At 71.9% G+C, this 16,118-nt stretch carries 17 protein-coding genes; 4 read left to right on the forward strand and 13 right to left on the reverse strand.

From position 1 onward, the window contains the following. Window positions 1-9: 9 nt before the first annotated feature. The 10 genes from pufL to SALMUC_RS25005 form a co-directional block, all read right to left on the reverse strand. Window positions 10-834 carry a photosynthetic reaction center subunit L gene (gene pufL / locus SALMUC_RS24960; protein ID WP_020042496.1) on the reverse strand — a complete coding sequence of 275 codons (825 nt, stop codon included), beginning with the start codon at window positions 832-834 and terminating at the stop codon, window positions 10-12. 124 nt (window positions 835-958) lie between these two features. After that, window positions 959-1,126 carry a light-harvesting antenna LH1, alpha subunit gene (gene pufA / locus SALMUC_RS24965; RefSeq protein ID WP_020042495.1) on the reverse strand — a complete coding sequence of 56 codons (168 nt, stop codon included), beginning with the start codon at window positions 1,124-1,126 and terminating at the stop codon, window positions 959-961. Between the two features lie 13 nt (window positions 1,127-1,139). Next, a complete protein-coding gene (gene pufB, locus SALMUC_RS24970) occupies window positions 1,140-1,289 on the reverse strand; it encodes a light-harvesting antenna LH1, beta subunit (protein WP_020042494.1) in 150 nt (49 codons plus the stop codon). A gap of 137 nt (window positions 1,290-1,426) precedes the next feature. Next, on the reverse strand, window positions 1,427-1,651 hold the full coding sequence (gene pufQ / locus SALMUC_RS24975) for a cytochrome PufQ (RefSeq protein WP_020042493.1): 225 nt from the start codon (window positions 1,649-1,651) through the stop codon (window positions 1,427-1,429). 2 nt (window positions 1,652-1,653) lie between these two features. Then, window positions 1,654-3,126, reverse strand: a complete 1,473-nt coding sequence (bchZ, locus tag SALMUC_RS24980; RefSeq protein ID WP_020042492.1) for a chlorophyllide a reductase subunit Z — start codon at window positions 3,124-3,126, stop codon at window positions 1,654-1,656. A 115-nt stretch (window positions 3,127-3,241) separates the two neighbouring features. Then, window positions 3,242-4,804: a chlorophyllide a reductase subunit Y gene (gene bchY, locus SALMUC_RS24985; protein ID WP_020042491.1), complete on the reverse strand. Its 1,563-nt coding sequence runs from the start codon at window positions 4,802-4,804 to the stop codon at window positions 3,242-3,244. 36 nt (window positions 4,805-4,840) lie between these two features. Further along, window positions 4,841-5,842 carry a chlorophyllide a reductase iron protein subunit X gene (locus tag SALMUC_RS24990; RefSeq protein ID WP_020042490.1) on the reverse strand — a complete coding sequence of 334 codons (1,002 nt, stop codon included), beginning with the start codon at window positions 5,840-5,842 and terminating at the stop codon, window positions 4,841-4,843. Next, window positions 5,839-6,780, reverse strand: coding sequence for a chlorophyll synthesis pathway protein BchC (bchC, locus tag SALMUC_RS24995; RefSeq protein WP_020042489.1), 942 nt, complete (start codon window positions 6,778-6,780; stop codon window positions 5,839-5,841). The genes SALMUC_RS24990 and bchC overlap by 4 nt, the downstream gene beginning before the upstream one ends. 103 nt (window positions 6,781-6,883) lie before the next feature. Beyond that, the gene (locus SALMUC_RS25000; RefSeq protein WP_020042488.1) at window positions 6,884-7,987 is read right to left on the reverse strand and encodes a methyltransferase; all 1,104 of its coding nucleotides are present in this window, start codon (window positions 7,985-7,987) and stop codon (window positions 6,884-6,886) included. A 28-nt stretch (window positions 7,988-8,015) separates the two neighbouring features. Continuing rightward, window positions 8,016-8,879 carry a polyprenyl synthetase family protein gene (locus SALMUC_RS25005; protein ID WP_020042487.1) on the reverse strand — a complete coding sequence of 288 codons (864 nt, stop codon included), beginning with the start codon at window positions 8,877-8,879 and terminating at the stop codon, window positions 8,016-8,018. A gap of 115 nt (window positions 8,880-8,994) precedes the next feature. On the opposite strand from SALMUC_RS25005, the gene crtD reads away from it, so the two are divergent. Both crtD and crtC read left to right on the forward strand, forming a co-directional pair. After that, the gene (crtD, locus tag SALMUC_RS25010; RefSeq protein WP_020042486.1) at window positions 8,995-10,563 is read left to right on the forward strand and encodes a 1-hydroxycarotenoid 3,4-desaturase CrtD; all 1,569 of its coding nucleotides are present in this window, start codon (window positions 8,995-8,997) and stop codon (window positions 10,561-10,563) included. Then, window positions 10,551-11,390, forward strand: a complete 840-nt coding sequence (gene crtC, locus SALMUC_RS25015) for a carotenoid 1,2-hydratase (RefSeq protein WP_084514086.1) — start codon at window positions 10,551-10,553, stop codon at window positions 11,388-11,390. Before crtD ends, crtC begins: the two co-directional genes overlap by 13 nt. 7 nt (window positions 11,391-11,397) lie before the next feature. Here crtC and tspO read toward each other — a convergent pair whose 3' ends face one another. The 3 genes from tspO to SALMUC_RS25030 are packed head-to-tail and all read right to left on the reverse strand — an operon-like array spanning window position 11,398 to window position 14,467. Then, window positions 11,398-11,871, reverse strand: a complete 474-nt coding sequence (tspO, locus tag SALMUC_RS25020) for a tryptophan-rich sensory protein TspO (protein ID WP_020042484.1) — start codon at window positions 11,869-11,871, stop codon at window positions 11,398-11,400. Continuing rightward, a complete protein-coding gene (gene crtB, locus SALMUC_RS25025; RefSeq protein ID WP_020042483.1) occupies window positions 11,868-12,920 on the reverse strand; it encodes a 15-cis-phytoene synthase in 1,053 nt (350 codons plus the stop codon). The genes tspO and crtB overlap by 4 nt, the downstream gene beginning before the upstream one ends. Further along, window positions 12,917-14,467: a phytoene desaturase gene (locus SALMUC_RS25030; RefSeq protein ID WP_020042482.1), complete on the reverse strand. Its 1,551-nt coding sequence runs from the start codon at window positions 14,465-14,467 to the stop codon at window positions 12,917-12,919. The genes crtB and SALMUC_RS25030 overlap by 4 nt, the downstream gene beginning before the upstream one ends. Window positions 14,468-14,568: 101 nt before the next feature. Between SALMUC_RS25030 and crtA the strand changes: the two genes are divergently transcribed. Together crtA and SALMUC_RS25040 are read left to right on the forward strand one after the other, a co-directional pair. After that, complete coding sequence (gene crtA, locus SALMUC_RS25035) at window positions 14,569-15,276, forward strand: spheroidene monooxygenase (protein WP_037372907.1); 708 nt, start codon at window positions 14,569-14,571, stop codon at window positions 15,274-15,276. Continuing rightward, window positions 15,273-16,118 (forward strand): magnesium chelatase ATPase subunit I (locus SALMUC_RS25040; RefSeq protein ID WP_037372922.1); only part of this gene is annotated, 846 nt, incomplete at its 3' end. The genes crtA and SALMUC_RS25040, both read left to right, overlap by 4 nt.

Genomic DNA, 16,118 nt, shown 5'->3' on the forward strand with positions numbered 1-16,118 from the left:
AGTCCCCCTTCACGGCCAGATCGGCAGGTCGAGCCACCAGTTCCACCACTCGGGCCAGCCCTTGGTCCAGACGGGGCCCGAGATGATGATGCAGACGGCGGAAAAGAACACGGCGTTGATCGCGAGCAGGAAGCCCAGCCGGTGGATGCCCAGCGTGCCGATCGAGTAGCCGATGAAGTCGCGGAAGAAGGTGTCCTCGTGGTCGGGCGTCTTCATCGCCTCCCCCTTCTCGGGGTTGGCCGCGCTCAGGATCAGCCCGCCGTGAAGCGCCAGCGCGAGGCAGGTCGCGAAGAACAGCGAGACCGCCAGCATGTGCGCCGGGTTGTAGTGGAAGTGCAGGTAGGCGTAGCCGGTGTTGCTGACCCAGTCGAGGTGGCTGAAGATCCCGTAGGGAAAGCCGTAGCCCCAGGCCCCCATCAGCAGCGGCCGGAAGATGACCAGCGTGACATAGGCCAGGATCGCGAAGCCGAAGGCGAAGGGCACGTGGTAGCCGATCCCCAGCTTGCGGCAGATCTCGACCTCACGCAGGGCCCAGCTGATGAAGGCGCCGGTGGCGCAGATCGTGATGACCTGCCAGAGCCCGCCCTCCATCAACGGTGCCGCGCCAAGGCCGTAGGACAGGTCCGGCGGCGCGATGTTGATGAGCCAGGGGTTCCAGGTCCCCTGGTGTGCCGCGCCCCACAGGATGAGGATCGTGCCCAGCGCGGCGAAGAAGATCGTCGTGACCCCGAAGAATCCGACGTAGAAGGGCCCGACCCAGAAGTCGAAGAGATCGCCGCCGATCAGCGTTCCTCCGCGGACCCGGTATTTTCGTTCGAAACTGAGTAGCGCCATGGTTCCAGCCTCCCGGCCGGTCGGCGGCGGGGCATGGGCCCGGCCGGCCGGCGTGTGATCGTCATGGTGGCCGCGGGCGGGCGGACCCGCCCGCAGCGATGGTGTCAGAGCACGGGGCCCCGGATCACTCGTCCGCCATCGCACGCGATTGGGCGGCATTCTCGAACCAGTTCACGCCGTTGGACAGAACCACCAGGTGGATCATCACGGCCAGAAGGAAGAGAAAGACGCCCTGCGCGACGAAGACGCGACGCGGATCGAAGATGAGCCAGATCTTGTAGAACTTGGACATGTGCGATCCTTCCTCAGAACCAGGGAGCCCAGATGTAGGTCGCGAGATGCGCGACCACTGCCACCGCCACGAACAGCCAGAGGCCGCTCATGTAGACGGAGTGCAGCTCCTGGGCCTGCTCGTCGGTGAGACCTGTGAAGGACAGGTCGGTATTATCAGCCATGAACTTTCCTCCGGAACGTTACGCTGACGCCGCGTGCCCCGCGGCCGGGTCCGTCGGGTCCGCTCGCACGGGCCCTCGGGCATCCGCCTGCCCTTTCGGGCTAGGCAGCCGGTATCCCGGTGCTGGCCCCGCGGGGCTCAGACCGAGAAGATCACGGGCGTCATGCGATCCGCCTCCGCCCAGGCCCGCGCGAGCGGCCCGAGCATGTTGAGCGTCCGCCGACGGATGACGTCGCGCGCCCAGCCGAAGCAGGCCGCCGGCAGCGCCAGCAGGAAGATCAGCGTGAAGTAGAGCGCGAATTCCGCCCCGCGCCGGCGCCCGTGACGGCGCCTCGGCGGCGGGTTTGATGCCATGTCGGTCATTGTCAGCCTTCCTCCTCGTTCGTCGCCACCTCGGGCGAAAGCGCCTGCACCGTCTCCAGGACGACGCGATCCGCGCCCTGCCGCAGCGCCGCCGCCTCGGCGGCCTCGCGCAGGGTTCTTGCCGCGGAAATCCGGGTCAGCACCGGGTGCCGCGCGATGATCCGGTCGAGCGCGGCGCTCGCATCGGCGTCCCAGGGAAAATCGCGCCGCATCGGCGTGGGGGTGGCCGCGCCCGCGTCCATCTCGGCGCCCAGCGGCAGGATGTGGAACAGCGCGTCGAACATGCCGTTGCAGACCTCCTGCAGCAGCCATGTCGCGCCGGCGTAGCCCATCATCGGCGTGCCCGTGGCGCGCCGGATCGCGGCGCCGGGGAAACTCGCGGGTATGAAGGCCGGCCTCGGCCCGTGCCCGCCGCCGGCCTCGGCGAGGTACATCTTCTCGTTGACCGAGCCCATTAGGATCAGCGGCCGGTGCCGCGCGATCAGCCCGCGCACCTCGTCGTTGTCGGTCTTGCGCCCCGCCACGCGCGCCACCGCGAAGGCGCAGGGCAGCCCCAGGTCGCCCTCAAGGAAATACCGGATGCCGCGCGCGTAGGTCTCGTTCGCGACGATCCCGAAGCTGGCGGTGGCGAAGAAGTCCTGCGTGACCGAGCGCCACAGATCCCAGACCGGCTTGATCGTCGAGTGCTTCTCGCGCTCGATGAAGGGCTCGGGGTCGAGCCCAAGAAGCCCGCCCAGCGTGCGCAGGAACAGCGTGGTCGACTCGATCCCGATCGGCGCCTGCAGGTAGGGTTTCTCCAGCACCTCGCAGAGCCCCCGCCCGAACTCGCGGTACATGCAGATATTGACGTCCGCGTTCACGAGGCCCCGCATCTCGGCGAGATGCGCGCCCAGCGGCATGACCATGTTGACCTCGGCGCCGATCCCCTCGACCAGCCGCCGGATCTCGGCCAGGTCCGAGGGCATGTTGAAGGTGCCGTACATCGGCCCGAGGATGTTGACCCGCGGCCGCGCGCCCTCCTCGCGCTTCGCCTCCTTCGGCATCCGTCCCTTGGTCATGCCGAACTCGGTGAAGAGCCAGGTCATCGCCCGGTCGGCCGCCTGCCACTGGTCCTCGTCGATGGTGCGCGGCAGGAAACGCTGGATCGAGGTGCCTTGCGGCGTCACGCCCCCGCCGATCATCTCGGCGATCGAGCCGGTCACCACCACCGCCGGCAGCGCCGGGTCCAGCGCCTCCCAGGCGCGCTTCATCGCGCCCTCGGTGCCGTCGCGGCCCAGCTCCTCCTCGCCAAGTCCCGTCACCACGATGGGCAGCTCGTGCGGCGGCAAGGCGTCGGTGTAGTGCAGCACCGAGGTCACCGGCAGGTTCTCGCAGCCGACGGGCCCGTCGATGACGACCTGCAGGCCCTTCACCGCGCAGAAGGCATAGACCGCCCCCCAGTAGCCCCCGGCCCGGTCATGGTCCTGGATCAGCATGGCGCCCGCCCCCGGAGCTTCTTCTGGCTCCAAATATCCAATCGGGCGCCACCGGCGCCCGCCGCCCGCAGGGCGGCACGCGGGCCGGTCCGGACATATGCGCCGCACCCCGCCATCAGATCATCTCCCCGGCCTTGTCGGCGCGGCGCTTCTTTTCCAGCTTCTTGAGATTCAGCGCGCGGAAGTCCGGCCGCAGCTTCGGGGCACCCTCCCAGACGCCGGCGGTCTCATCGGCGCCCACGCCCTCGAAGAAGGCGCGCATGCGGTCCATGCGGTCCTTCCCGGCGATGGCGGCGCGCACCACCTCGCCCAGGCTGCCCGCGCCGGCGGGCCCCATGAGCGGCCGCGCCGAGATCAGGTTGGTGAAATAGAGCGCCGGCGTGCCGCGTTCCTTGGCCTTCTGCACCACCGGCGTCGTGCCGATGGCAAGGTCCGGCTCCAGCGCCTCCATCGCGGCGCAGTCGTCTTCCAGCGAGGCGCGGAAGCGCACGGTCGCGCCATGCGCGCGCAGCCAGTCGGCGTCGGCCTCTGACCAGGGCGTGCGGGGACAGGCGGTGCCGACGTAGGGCACCTCGGCGCCGCTCTCGATCAGCAGGCGCGCGACCAGAAGCTCGCTGCCTTCGTAGCCCGAAAGCGTGATGCGCCCCTCGATCGGCGCCGCCGCCAGCGCGCCCCGGATTGCGGGCAGCACCGCGTTCTGCGCCGCCGCCACCTTGTCCGCGGGCAGCCCGAAGGCCGCGCCGATCCCGGCCAACCAGGCCTCCGTGCCCTCGACCCCCACGGGCCCCGACCCCAGCACGCTCCGGCCCGCCGCCTCGAATTCGCGGATGGCCGAGGTGTAGAACGGATGGATCGCCGCCACTGCGCCGCAGTCGAGGGCGGCGTAGAGCTCGCGCCACTCCCGGCAGGGCACCACCGGCCCGGCCGCGAGCCCCATGGGCGCCAGCATCTGGCCGATCATCACCGGGTCGGCAGGGAACATCTCGCCCAGCAGGGCGACGGTCGGACGGTCGGTCACCCGGCTCTCGGGCGCCGGCACCGGGCCCGCAGCCACCTCCTTGCGGGCATAGCTCAGCATGGCGCCGGCCAGCACGTCCTTGGCCTCGGCATGGGTCGGCACGCCGAAGCCCGGCACGTCGATGCCGATGACGCGCACGCCGTCGATCTCGTCGGGCAGCAACCGCAGCGGCACGCCCGAGGCGGTCGGCACGCAGAGGTTCGTCACCACCACAGCGTCGAAACGATCGGGGTCGGCCAGCTCGTGCACCGCCGCGCGGATGTCCTCGAAGAGCTTGCCGGTGACCAGCGTCTCGGAGTTGAAGGGCACGTAGCCCACCGAGCGCCGCGCACCGTAGAAGTGCGACACGAAGGTCAGCCCGTAGACGCAGCAGGCCGAGCCGGAGAGCACCGTCGCCACCCGCTTCATGCGCAACCCCACGCGGAGGCTGCCGAAGGCGGGGCACATGCTCTGCGGCTTGTCGTGCGGGCCCTGCGGATAGTCGGCGGCGTATTGCTCCAGCAGCTCCGACCGGCCGGCCATGCGCGCGGCCTTCTCCATCTCGGCGCCCGAGTGGCAGCCACCCGACGCGCTGCCCTGCGGGGCCGGTCCCTCGGAAGCCGGCTCGCCCCGGATGACCTCGGCCCCGGCGGCGCCGTCGTATGTGACCTCGCCGCTCATGTCGCCCCCTGCCCGGCGGCCAGGAGGAAGATGCGCTCAGGCGTCGTCATAGATCACCTCCAGGCTCTCCTTGGCGACCGCGTACTTGCCGCGCATGTCGGCATCCGTCGCGGGCTCCAGCACCACGCCTTCGCCGGTATCGGAACCGTCGAAGAGCCCCAGCAGCCCGTCCTGGTCCAGCGGCGCCGGGCGCACCGGCGGCGCTCCCGAGACCGCCTCGGCCAGCCCGGCGAACAGCTCGCCCCAAGGGCTCTCGGCGGTGCCGACGATCTGGTAGTTGGCGGACTTCTTGCGCAGGTCGTCGTCCTGCGGGATGGCGGCCAGCACGGGAATGTCCACCGCCTCGGCAAAGGCCTGCGCCTCGCCCGAGCCGTCGTCCTTGTTGATGACCAGCCCCGCGACGCCGACATTGCCGCCAAGCCTGCGGAAATACTCCACCGCCGAGCAGACGTTGTTCGCCACGTAGAGCGACTGCAGGTCGTTCGAGCCGACGAGGATCACCTTCTGCGCCATGTCCCGCGCGATCGGCAGGCCGAAGCCGCCGCAGACCACGTCGCCCAGGAAATCCAGCAGAACGTAGTCGAAATCCCAGTCGTGGAAGCCCAGCTTCTCCAGCAGCTCGAAGCCATGGATGATGCCGCGTCCGCCGCAGCCGCGCCCCACCTCGGGGCCGCCCAGCTCCATCGCGAAGACGCCGCCGCGCTTGAAGCAGACGTCGCCGATGGCGACCTGCTCACCCGCGAGGTTCTTCTTCGTCGAGGTCTCGATGATCGTCGGGCAGGCCTTCCCGCCGAACAGCAGCGAGGTCGTGTCGGATTTCGGATCGCAGCCGATCAGCAGCACGCGCTTGCCCTGCTCGGCCATCATGTGGCTGAGGTTGGCCAGCGTGAAGGACTTGCCGATACCGCCCTTGCCGTAGATCGCGATGATCTGGGTCTTCTTCGTCGGCTCCTCGGTCACGAGATCGGCGAGATCCTCGCTCGCCTCGTCGCGCAGACGCTGGTCGAAGTCCTTGAGATCGGGGACGTCGTCCTTCATGCCGCTTCCTTCCAGTTCAGAACCATTTTCAGGCATTCGGGATCGCCGAAGGCCCGGGCGTAGGCCGTGGCCGCGTTCGCGGCGGGGGCCTCGTGGGTGATGAGCCCGCCCAGCGAGAGCGCGCCGCTCTCGACCAGGGCCGCGGTCACCAGCAGGTCGTCGCGGGTCCATTCCGCCGTGACGCGCAGTCGCGCCTCGGCCATGAAGGCGGGCGGATAGGCAAAGCGCACGCCCTCGGGGTAGAAGCCCGCCAGCACGATCTCGCCGCCCTTGCAAAGCCGGCCGATCAGGATGTCGAGCAGGCCAGCATCGCCCGTGGCGTCGTAGATCGCGGCGTAGTCGCGGCGCGGGTCGTCCTCGGGGGCGATCACGTCATAGCCCTGCGCCCCGCTCCGGCGGGAGGCCGCGCTCTCCCAGACGGTGGGCGGCGGTGCGCCGGCGGCCACGGTCAGCCGGGCCAGCAGGCGGCCCATGGTGCCGTGGCCCACGATCAGCTCGGGCATGGCGCGGTCGAGCCCCGCCATGGCGTGACGCGCGGTGGCCGCCAGCGCCAGCAACGCGCCCTCGGCGCCCAGCCCGCGATCGATGCGCACGACGCGCGCGGCCGGGGTGACCAGCCGCCCGGCGGCACCGCCGAAGAGCCCGAAGGCGCCCTCGTAGCAGTTGGCGCCGGGCACGAAGACATGATCCCCGGGGCGCAGGCCGCTCTCCGCCCCGGCCTCGACAACCTCGCCCGCCGCCTCATAGCCGGGCACCAGCGGGTAGCCCATGCCGGGAAAGGGCGGCATGCGGCCGGTCCAGAACAGCTTTTCGGTGCCGGTGGAGATGCCGGAATGCCGGGTCTCGACCACGACATCGCCCGCGTCCGGCGCGGTCAGGCCGAGGTCGGTCAGCACCAGCTCTCCTGGACCGTTCAGCACCACAGCGCGGGTTTGCATGATCGCCTCCCTCCCGGTCGTTTGCCGGGAATTCCTCAGCTGTCAGTTTAGGCGGACATTGATCTATGTCAATCTATGTTTACACAAAACGTCGCAGACAACGTCAGTCCGGCTTGACAGCCGTGACCACCGAAGTGACGAAAGACCGCTGCGGCCGGGGGCGGCGCAGGCGCGTGAAGCCGGCCTCCCGGCACATCTCCGAAATGCGCGTCGCCGACCGCGTGCACCCGGTGCCCATCGCCATGGTATAGAAGGCGAAATAGACGTCGGTCGCCGGGTCGGGCCGGTCGCCGCCGGACATGGGTTCGGAGACGATCAGGCGCCCGCCCGGCGGCAGCGCCGCAAAGCAGCGCGCGAGCAGCGCCCGCACGCTCGCGTCGTCGTGGTCGTAGAGCACCCGCACGAGGCTGATGGCATCGGCGCCCCTTGGCAGCGGACCGTCGCGAAAGCTCTGCGGGCAGAGGGTGACGCGATCCGCGATCCCCGCCCGCGCCAGCCGCGCCCGGGCGGCGGGAATCACCTCGGGCAGATCCACGAGCATCGCCGACAGGCCCGGACGCGCGCGCAACACTTCGGACAGGAAGGCGCCCGAGCCGCCGCCCACGTCCATCAGGCAACGCAGCCGCGCCAGCGGCGCCTGCCGCAGCGTGTCCTGCGCCACCAGCACCTGCGACTGCGCCATGAGATCCGAGTAGCGCTCGGCGCTCTCGCGTCCCACGCCATCGCCGCCAGACAGGACATAGGGCCAGAAGCGCGAAAGCTCCGTCTCCTCCGGCCCGCGCAGCAGCGCCACGGGGTCGGCCATGTCGGCGTAGAAGGCCCGGTTGTGCGCGATCATGGCCTCGAGGCCCGGCACGCCGAGGATCGCCGCGCCCCGCCGCGCCAGCGCGTGGCGCCCGTCACGACGGCGCTTGAGCAGACGCAGGGCCACGCCCGCGCGCAGCAGGATCTCGACCCGCTCGGGCGGCAGTCCGATGGCCAGCGCCAGCGCATCGGCGCGCGCCGGGGCTGCGAGCAGCCGGCGCAGCAGGCCGGTCTCGACCAGCGCGCCCAGCACCTGCGCCGCGACGAAGCCCTGAAGGATGTCGAAGATCGCCCGGCCGTCGCGCCGCGCCAGGCTGCGGCCGAAGGGCAGCCGCGCGGCCAGCGCCTGGAAGCGGCTGTCGGCGACCAGCCGGTCCCAGCGCAGCGGCCAGGCCCGGCCCATGAGCGGCGCCCCGGACACCGGCGCCGCCTCAGGCCCGTGAGCCCGCGCGCGCCTTGGGCACGATGAGGTCCGCCTGAAGATGCACGAGCCGCGCCAGCGCGGCCTCGCCCGGGCAGGACGGGATCGAGGCGATGGCCCCCGCGAGGATGTCGTCGAGCCGCGCGAAGGCGCCCTCGACGCCCAGCTCGGACACGGCGCTCGGCCGGTCGTGCAGCGCGTCCTGCCCCACGGGCTTGCCCAGCGTGTCGGCGTCCATCAGGGCATCACGCAGGTCGTCGGCCACCTGGAAGGCCTCGCCGATGAGCGCCCCGAGGTCGTGCCAGGCCTCCTCCTCGTGGCCTGCCGCGATGGCCCCCATCTCGGTCGCCGCGATGAAGAGCGCGGCGGTCTTGGACCGGTGGTAGGCAACGAGGTCGATCTCGGGCTCGCTCTCCCAGCCCTGCCCGGCGCAGATGCCGTGCGGCATGCCGGTGCGCCGGGTCAGCGCCCGGATCAGCCGCAGGGCGCGCAGATCGTCGCCCGCCCGTGCCAGCACCTCGTGGGCGAGGATGATGAGGCTATCGCCCGTCAGCACCGCCAGCGGCTGCGAATAGGCCGCGTGGACCGAGGGCTTGCCCCGCCGCAGGTCGGCGTCGTCGAAACACGGCAAATCGTCATGCACGAGGCTCGCGCAGTGGATCAGCTCGAGCGCCGCCGCCGCGGCATCGGCCAGCGCCGGGCGGTCGTCGCCGCAGGCGGTGGCCACCGAGAGCAGGATGGTCGGCCGGATCCGCGCCCCGCCGGGCAGCACGGCATAGCGCAGCGCCTCGGCCAGCCGCGGTGGCGCGGGACCGTCGCGCGAGACCTCCAGCGCCCCGGCAATCGAGGCCTCGATGCGTTCCCTGATGGCCATGGCGGTGTCCTCGCTGCGGATGTGTCACGATACCGATACGCGACATGTGTAAATCAAACTGGACAATTGCCGCCCGCGAGTCAAGAATTGCGACATGACAGCCGGGCCACAGCCAATGCGACGGGGCGATCGCGTCGCGATCGTCGGGGCGGGCATCGCCGGGCTCGCCGCCGCCGCGCGGCTGGCGCAGGCGGGCTGCGCGGTGACCGTTCTCGAACGCCACGCCAAGCCGGGCGGCAAGCTGCGCGCCCTGCCCTCCGCAGCCGGGCCGGTCGACGCCGGCCCGACAGTGTTGACCCTGCGCAGTGTCTTCGACGCGCTCTTCGCCGCGCTCGGCGAGCGGCTGGAGGATCATGTCGAGCTGGTGCCCCAGGAGGTGCTGGCGCGCCACTTCTGGCCGGACGGAAGCAGACTGGACCTGCACGCAGACGCGGGCGCCACGCGACGCGCGATCCAGACTTTCGCAGGAGCCCGCGCCGCGCGCGAGTTCGCCGCCTTCGACCGACGGGCCCGGCGGCTCTTCGAGGCCTTCGACGCGCCGGTCATGCAGGCGCAACGCCCGAGCCTGCCAGCGGTCGCCACCCGCATGGCGCGCGCGCCGGGCCTGATCCCGGCGATGGCACCGCTCTCGAGCCTCGCACGGCTCCTGCAGCGCAGCTTCAGCGATCCCCGCCTCGCGCAGCTTTTCGGGCGCTACGCCACCTATGTCGGCGGCACGCCTGCTCACAGCCCCGCGCTGATTGCGCTGATCTGGCACGCCGAGGCCTCGGGCGTCTGGACGCTTCGCGGCGGACTGCACCGGCTGGCCATCGTGCTGGCCGGGCTGGCCGAGGCGCGCGGCGCGGTCTTTCACTACGGCGCCCACGTCGCCCGGATCGAGACGCGCGACGGCGCCGCCTCCGGCGTCGTCCTGGAGACGGGCGAGCGCATCGCGGCCGAGGCGGTGCTCTTCAACGGCGATCCCCGCGCATTGGCAATGGGGGCGCTGGGGTCAGAGGCCGCGCTGCTCGCGCCGCAAACTCGCGCCGCGCCGCGCAGCCTCTCGGCCGATGTCTGGGCCTTCGCCGCGCGGGCCGAGGGACCGGAGCTTGCGCATCACAACGTCTTTTTCCGCGACGATCCGGCGACGGAGTTCGCGGCCCTGGCGCGGGGCGAACGCGCGCCCCGGCCAACGCTCTACCTCTGCGCCATGGACCGCGCCGAGGGTGACGCGCCCGAGGGCCTCGAGCGCTTCGAGATCATCGCCAACGCCCCGCCCCTCACGACAGGCGCCCCAGCAGAGGAGCCCGCCCAATGCCGGACCCGGATCTTCGGAACCCTCGCGGGCTTCGGCCTGCAGCTGACACCGCATCCACCGGACGCGGCGCTGACCACGCCCGAGGGCTTCGCGCGGCTCTTCCCGCACTCGGAGGGCGCGCTCTACGGGCAAAGCCCGCATGGCCTGATGGCGGCGTTCCGGCGCCCGACGGCGCGGACGGCGCTGCCGGGGCTCTACCTCGCGGGCGGGGGGACGCACCCGGGGGCGGGCCTGCCGATGGCGGCGCTCTCCGCCCGGCACGCGGCCGAGGCGATCTTGAGCGACCGGACTTCTCGCTTGCCGTCCCGCCCGACGGCTACGCCTGGTGGTACGTCGACGGGCTCAGCCACGACGGGGCGCGGGCCGTCAGCGTCATCGGCTTCATAGGGTCGGTCTTTTCGCCCTGGTACGCCTGGTCCGGCCGGCGCGCGCCCGAGAACCATGTCTGCCTGAACGTCGCCACCTACGGACCCGGCGGGCGCTTTGCCATGACCGACCGTGGACGCGGCGCCCTGCGGCAGAGCCGCGACGCGTTGACCGTGGGCCCTTCGTCCATGCACTGGCGCGGCGACAGGCTGGAGATCGAGATCGACGAGCGCGGCGCGCCGCCCCTCTTCGGCCGGTTGCGCGGGCACATCGTGCTGACACCAAAGGCGATTTCCGGGGTCGAGCTGCCGCTCACGCCCGACGGCGCGCATGTCTGGCGGCCCTTCGCCCCGTCCTGCAGTATCGAGGTCGCGCTGGAAGCGGCAGGCTGGCACTGGTCCGGGCACGGCTATTTCGACGCCAATTTCGGCACTCGCGCGCTGGAGCGCGACTTCACCGACTGGACCTGGGGCCGCTTCCCCACGGGCGGCGGCGCGACCTGTTTCTACGACGCGCGGCGGCGCGACGGCAGCCGTCTGGCGGCGGGCTTTCGCTTCGATGCCGAGGGCAAGGCCGAGGCCGTGACGCCTCCGCCGCCGGCCCGCTTGCCGCGCAGCCTCTGGGCGCTGCGGCGCGAGACGCGGGCGGATGCCGGCTATGCGCCCCGGCAGGTGAAGGCGATGCTCGACGCGCCGTTCTACTGCCGCGCGGCGGTGCGGACCTGCATCGACGGCGAGGAGACCACCGGCGTGCACGAGGCGCTGGACCTGCGGCGCTTTCGCTCGCCGCTGCTGAAGCCGATGCTGGCGCTGCGGGTGCCGCGCCGGGCGCGCTGGCGTTTCGACTGAGCGCGCCTCACTCGGCGGGGGCGCGGGCCTCTTCGGGGTTGAGGCGCATCACCGAATAGTTCAGCGCGCCCGCGACCGAAACCCAGGCGAGGTAGGGCACGAAGAGCAGCCCCGCGACGGTGTCGACCGACCAGAGCGCCACCATCGTCGCCGCAACCGCGAGCCAGAGCGCGCAGAGCACCAGCAGCCCCAGCCGCATCCGGCGCAATCCGAAAAAGACGGGCGTCCACAAGGCGTTGAGCGCGATCTGCAGCGACCAGAGCGCCATGGCGATGCCGTTGCCCGGCGCCACCGCGACGCGCGCCCCGGCGGCGGCCATGCAGAGGTAGAGCGTCGTCCAGGCGACCGGGAAGAGCCAGTTGGGCGGCGTCCACGACGGCTTGGCGAGCCCCTCGTACCACTTGCCGGGCGGAAAGAGGCCGCCGGTGGCGCCGGCGCCGAAACAGGCGGCAAGGAAGATGGCGAAGCAGATCCAGATCATGCAGCAGAGCTAGCGCGGCCGGCGCGTCCGACCAACGCGGCGTGCTCGGCCGCGTCGCGGGCCTTCATCTGGGCGAGCGCCGAGAAGAGCACGTCCCCCGGCGCGGGGCCGCGCGCGGCGCGATCCGCCGCCGCCTCGACCAGGAAAACCGTTTCGGGCAAGGGCCTTGCGTAGATCACAGGCGAGCGCGGCATGACCGAGGCGAGGCCTGCGCGCAGCCCGGCCTGCATGAGCCAGCCCAGCTTCTGCGCGCCCGTGGTGCGGGCGCGCTGGCTGACCGGATCGCAGTGCGCGCGGCGCAGCTGGGTGCCGATGCCGGCGTAGATGTAGCGGGCGGCGAAGATGCCGGGGCGGCAGTCGAGGGGAAGCGCGCGGATGCCGGCCTCGGCGCGGATGTAGAGCGCGTCGGCCTCGCGCAGCAGGCGTTGGACCAGTGCGCCGAGTTCGGGCGACATGGCGGGTTGCGCGAGGAAGGCAGCAGGGTCGAGGCCCGTCGTTTCGAGCCAGTCGAGCGGCAGGTAGAGACGGCCCTCGCGGGCGTCCTCGCCCACGTCGCGGGCGATGTTGGTGAGCTGCATCGCGACGCCCAGGTCGCAGGCGCGGGCCAGCGCGTGGGGGTCGCGCACGCGCATCAGCACGCACATCATCGCCCCCACCGCAGAGGCCACCCGCGCGGCGTAGGCGCGCAGCTCGGGCAGCGTGGCGTAGCGCCGTCCGGAGGCGTCCCATGCCAGCCCCTCGAGCAATGCCTCGGGCAGCGCCCGGGGCATCCCGAAGCCCTGGATGATGTCGGAAAAAGCACGATCTTCCGGGGCGTTACGGGGCGTTCCTGCGTAACACAGGTCAAGCCGCGCGCGCAGGCCCGCGACCGCGCGGGCCTTGCCGTCGGGGGTGAGATCGACCTCGTCGTCGGCCAGCCGGCAGAAGGCATAGAGCGCCAGCGCGGGCTCGCGCAGGCGGCGCGGCAACAGGCCCGAGGCGGCATGAAAGGAGCGCGAGCCGTGGCGGATCGCCTCGGCGCAATGGGCCATGTCGGCGGGTGTGGTCATGGGGCCCTCGCGGTGACGGGATCGGGAACCAGCCGCTCGAGCACCTCGGCGCTGGCGATGACGCCGGGCAGGCCCGCGCCGGGATGGGTGCCGGCGCCCACGAGGTAGAGGCCGCGGGCCTCTTCGCTCACGTTGTGGGGGCGGAACCAGGCGCTTTGCAGGATGCGCGGCTCGATGGAAAAGCCCGCGCCGTGCGGGCTGAGATAGCGGTCGCGGAAGGTCTCGGGGGTGAAGACCTCGCTGGCCGACAGGTGCTGCCCGAGCCCCGGAAGGAGCCGGGCTTCAAGTACGTCCTGTACGGCTTTTCTGTACGGTTCGGCCCGCGTCGCCCAGTCGACCGGATCGGCATGGCCGAGATGGGGGACCGGGCTCAGCGCGTAGAAGCTGTCGCCGCCCTCGGGGGCGACGCCGGGCTCGGTCACACTGGGGCGGTGGATGTAGAGGGACATGTCCTGGGCCAGCCGCCCCTCGCGGAAGATGTCGCGCACGAGGCCGCCGTAGCGCGGGCCGTTGAGGATGGTGTGATGGCCGACGTCGGGCCAGAGATCGCGGGTGCCGCGGGTGCCGAAGTACCAGACGAAGAGCCCCATCGACCAGCGCGCCCGCGCGAGGCGCGGGGCGGTCCAGCGGCGGCGCGGGGCGTTGCGCAGGAGGCGGTCGTAGGTGTGCCCCGCGTCGGCGTTCGAGACCACGATGTCGGCGCCGAGGATCTCGCCGCCCGTCAGGCGGACCCCGGCGGCATGGCCCTCGCGCAGGAGGATCTCGTCGACCTCTGCGCCGAAGCGCAGCAGCCCGCCCTGCCCCTCGATCACGCGGGTCATGGCGCGGGCGATCGCCGCGACCCCGCCGATCGCGTAGTGCACGCCGAAGGCGGACTCGAGGTGGCTGACCAGCGTGTACATCGAGGTCACGCGGAACGGGTCGCCGCCGATGAAGAGCGGATGGAACGAGAGCGCCATGCGCAGGCGCGGGTCGCGCACGCGGCGCGCGACATGGGCATACACCGAGCGGTCGGCGCGCAGGGCGGCGAAGCGGGGCAGCACCTTGAGCAGGTCCGCGGCGCGGTGCATGGGCCGGCGGCCGAGATCCTCGAAGCCGAAGCGGTAGCGCGCCGCGCTGTCGCGCAGGAACCGCGCGAAGCCGCGCAGGTCGCCGGGCGAGAGGCGGGCGACCTCGGCGCGCATGGCCTCCGGGTCCTGCCGGGCGGCGTAGCGGCTGCCGTCGGGCCAGCGGATCTGGTAGAAGGGGTCGAGCGGTCGCAGGTCGATGTCGGTATCGAAGTCGCGCCCGCAGGCGCGCCAGAGGTCGCGGAAGACCTGCGGCACGGTGACGATGGTGGGCCCGAGGTCGAAGCGGTGGCCGTCCCGCCAGAGGCAGGAGCCGCGCCCGCCCGGCCCGTCGAGCCGGTCGAGCACCGTGACCCGGTAGCCCCGCGCGCCGAGGCGCATCGCCGCCGCGAGCCCGCCGAGACCGGCGCCCACGACCACCGCGTGCGGCGGGCGGCCCGCGCGTGCCGTCTTGGCGAGGTCCGGATCATGTGTCAACATATGTAGACAGTAGACCCGTCCGTGAATTATGACAATAGGCACAGAAAGCCTTTGGAGGACGGCCCTGCCCGTGTCAGGGTGGTCGAACAGGGAGACGAGCCATTCAGACGGTCAGCCTCAGCCTCTTTCGCTTCCATGCCGGGATGGACCGGCTGCGGGCCTTCGCGCTGATGGGCCTCGCCCGGCCCGCGCTGCGCCGCACGCCGGACCTTGGCTTCTGGAAGCTTTGCGGCTCGGGCACCGGAGAGGGCTTCACCCCCCTGCCCGAAACCTCGGTCTATGCCATCCTCGCGACCTGGCCCGATCTTGCGACGGCGCGTATGCGCGTGGCCGACAGCCCCGGCTTCGAGAGGTTCCGCCGCCGCGCCTGCGAGGCCTGGACGCTGTTCCTGGGTCCGGTCTCGGCACGCGGGGCCTGGTCGGGGGTGCGGCCCTTTCGTCCCGGCCCCGCGCCTGCCGGCGGGCCGGTCGCGGCCCTGACGCGGGCGACGCTGCGCCCGGCGAAGGCAGTGCGATTCTGGCGGAGGGCGCCCGGTGTCAGCGCAGCCATCGGCGCCAACCGCGAGGTGCTGTTCAAGATCGGCATCGGAGAGGTGCCGCTGCTGCACCAGGTGACCTTCTCGGTCTGGCCCGATGCCGCCTCGATGGCGCGCTTTGCCCGGGCCGACGGCCCGCATGCCCGCGCCGTGCGCGCGGTGCGGGAGGGCGGCTGGTTCCGCGAGGAGCTCTACGCCCGCTTCGCCGTGCTGGAGGAGGCCGGCACATGGGCGAGGGGCAGCCCGCTGCGCGGCGCGGAGGCGGCGGCATGAGCGCAGCCTTCCCCTTTTCCGCCATCGTCGGTCAGGACGACATGAAACTGGCGCTGGTGCTCTGCGCGGTCGATCCGGGCATCGGCGGCGTGCTGGTCTTCGGCGACCGGGGCACGGGCAAGTCGACGGCCGTGCGGGCGCTGGCGGCGCTGCTGCCGCCGATCGCCGTGGTCGAGGGCTGCCCGGTCAACGCGCCCGCGCCCGAGGACTGCCCCGACTGGGCGCCCGCGCGCCCGGGCCGGATGATCGAGGTGCCGACGCCGGTGGTCGACCTGCCGCTGGGCGTGAGCGAGGACCGCGTGACCGGCGCGCTGGATATCGAGCGGGCGCTGACGCGGGGCGAGAAGGCCTTCGAGCCGGGGCTGCTGGCGCGGGCGAACCGGGGGTTCCTCTATATCGACGAGGTGAACCTGCTGGAGGATCACATCGTCGACCTGCTGCTCGACGTGGCGCAGACCGGCGTGAACGCGGTCGAGCGCGAGGGGCTCTCGGTGCGCCACGCCGCGCGCTTCGTGCTGGTGGGCTCGGGCAACCCCGAGGAGGGCGAGCTGCGGCCGCAGCTGCTGGACCGCTTCGGGCTCTCGGTCGAGGTGGGCTCGCCCGCCGACATCGAGCAGCGGATCGAGGTGATCCGGCGGCGGCATGCCTTCGAGACGGACCCCGCGTGTTTCATGGCGCATTGGCAGGCCGAGGACGCGAAGGTGCGCGCGGCCATCGTGGGGGCGCGCGCTGCGCTGCCCCTGGTGACGGCGCCCGAGGCGGTGCTGCGCGACTGCGCGGCGCTGAGCCTGGCGCTTGGCACGGACGGGCTGCGGGGCGAGCTGACGCTGCTGCGCGCGGCG

The sequence above is a fragment of the Salipiger mucosus DSM 16094 genome (genome assembly GCF_000442255.1).
Taxonomy (GTDB): Bacteria; Pseudomonadota; Alphaproteobacteria; order Rhodobacterales; family Rhodobacteraceae; genus Salipiger; species Salipiger mucosus.

What these genes read in the sequence shown, in the direction of transcription:
- pufL (WP_020042496.1), bottom strand. Translation starts at nt 834, where the DNA reads ATGGCGCTACTCAGTTTCGAACGAAAATACCGGGTCCGCGGAGGAACG.
- pufA (WP_020042495.1), bottom strand. Translation starts at nt 1,126, where the DNA reads ATGTCCAAGTTCTACAAGATCTGGCTCATCTTCGATCCGCGTCGCGTC.
- pufB (WP_020042494.1), bottom strand. Translation starts at nt 1,289, where the DNA reads ATGGCTGATAATACCGACCTGTCCTTCACAGGTCTCACCGACGAGCAG.
- pufQ (WP_020042493.1), bottom strand. Translation starts at nt 1,651, where the DNA reads ATGACCGACATGGCATCAAACCCGCCGCCGAGGCGCCGTCACGGGCGC.
- bchZ (WP_020042492.1), bottom strand. Translation starts at nt 3,126, where the DNA reads ATGCTGATCCAGGACCATGACCGGGCCGGGGGCTACTGGGGGGCGGTC.
- bchY (WP_020042491.1), bottom strand. Translation starts at nt 4,804, where the DNA reads ATGAGCGGCGAGGTCACATACGACGGCGCCGCCGGGGCCGAGGTCATC.
- SALMUC_RS24990 (WP_020042490.1), bottom strand. Translation starts at nt 5,842, where the DNA reads ATGAAGGACGACGTCCCCGATCTCAAGGACTTCGACCAGCGTCTGCGC.
- bchC (WP_020042489.1), bottom strand. Translation starts at nt 6,780, where the DNA reads ATGCAAACCCGCGCTGTGGTGCTGAACGGTCCAGGAGAGCTGGTGCTG.
- SALMUC_RS25000 (WP_020042488.1), bottom strand. Translation starts at nt 7,987, where the DNA reads ATGGGCCGGGCCTGGCCGCTGCGCTGGGACCGGCTGGTCGCCGACAGC.
- SALMUC_RS25005 (WP_020042487.1), bottom strand. Translation starts at nt 8,879, where the DNA reads ATGGCCATCAGGGAACGCATCGAGGCCTCGATTGCCGGGGCGCTGGAG.
- crtD (WP_020042486.1), top strand. Translation starts at nt 8,995, where the DNA reads ATGCGACGGGGCGATCGCGTCGCGATCGTCGGGGCGGGCATCGCCGGG.
- tspO (WP_020042484.1), bottom strand. Translation starts at nt 11,871, where the DNA reads ATGATCTGGATCTGCTTCGCCATCTTCCTTGCCGCCTGTTTCGGCGCC.
- crtB (WP_020042483.1), bottom strand. Translation starts at nt 12,920, where the DNA reads ATGACCACACCCGCCGACATGGCCCATTGCGCCGAGGCGATCCGCCAC.
- SALMUC_RS25030 (WP_020042482.1), bottom strand. Translation starts at nt 14,467, where the DNA reads ATGTTGACACATGATCCGGACCTCGCCAAGACGGCACGCGCGGGCCGC.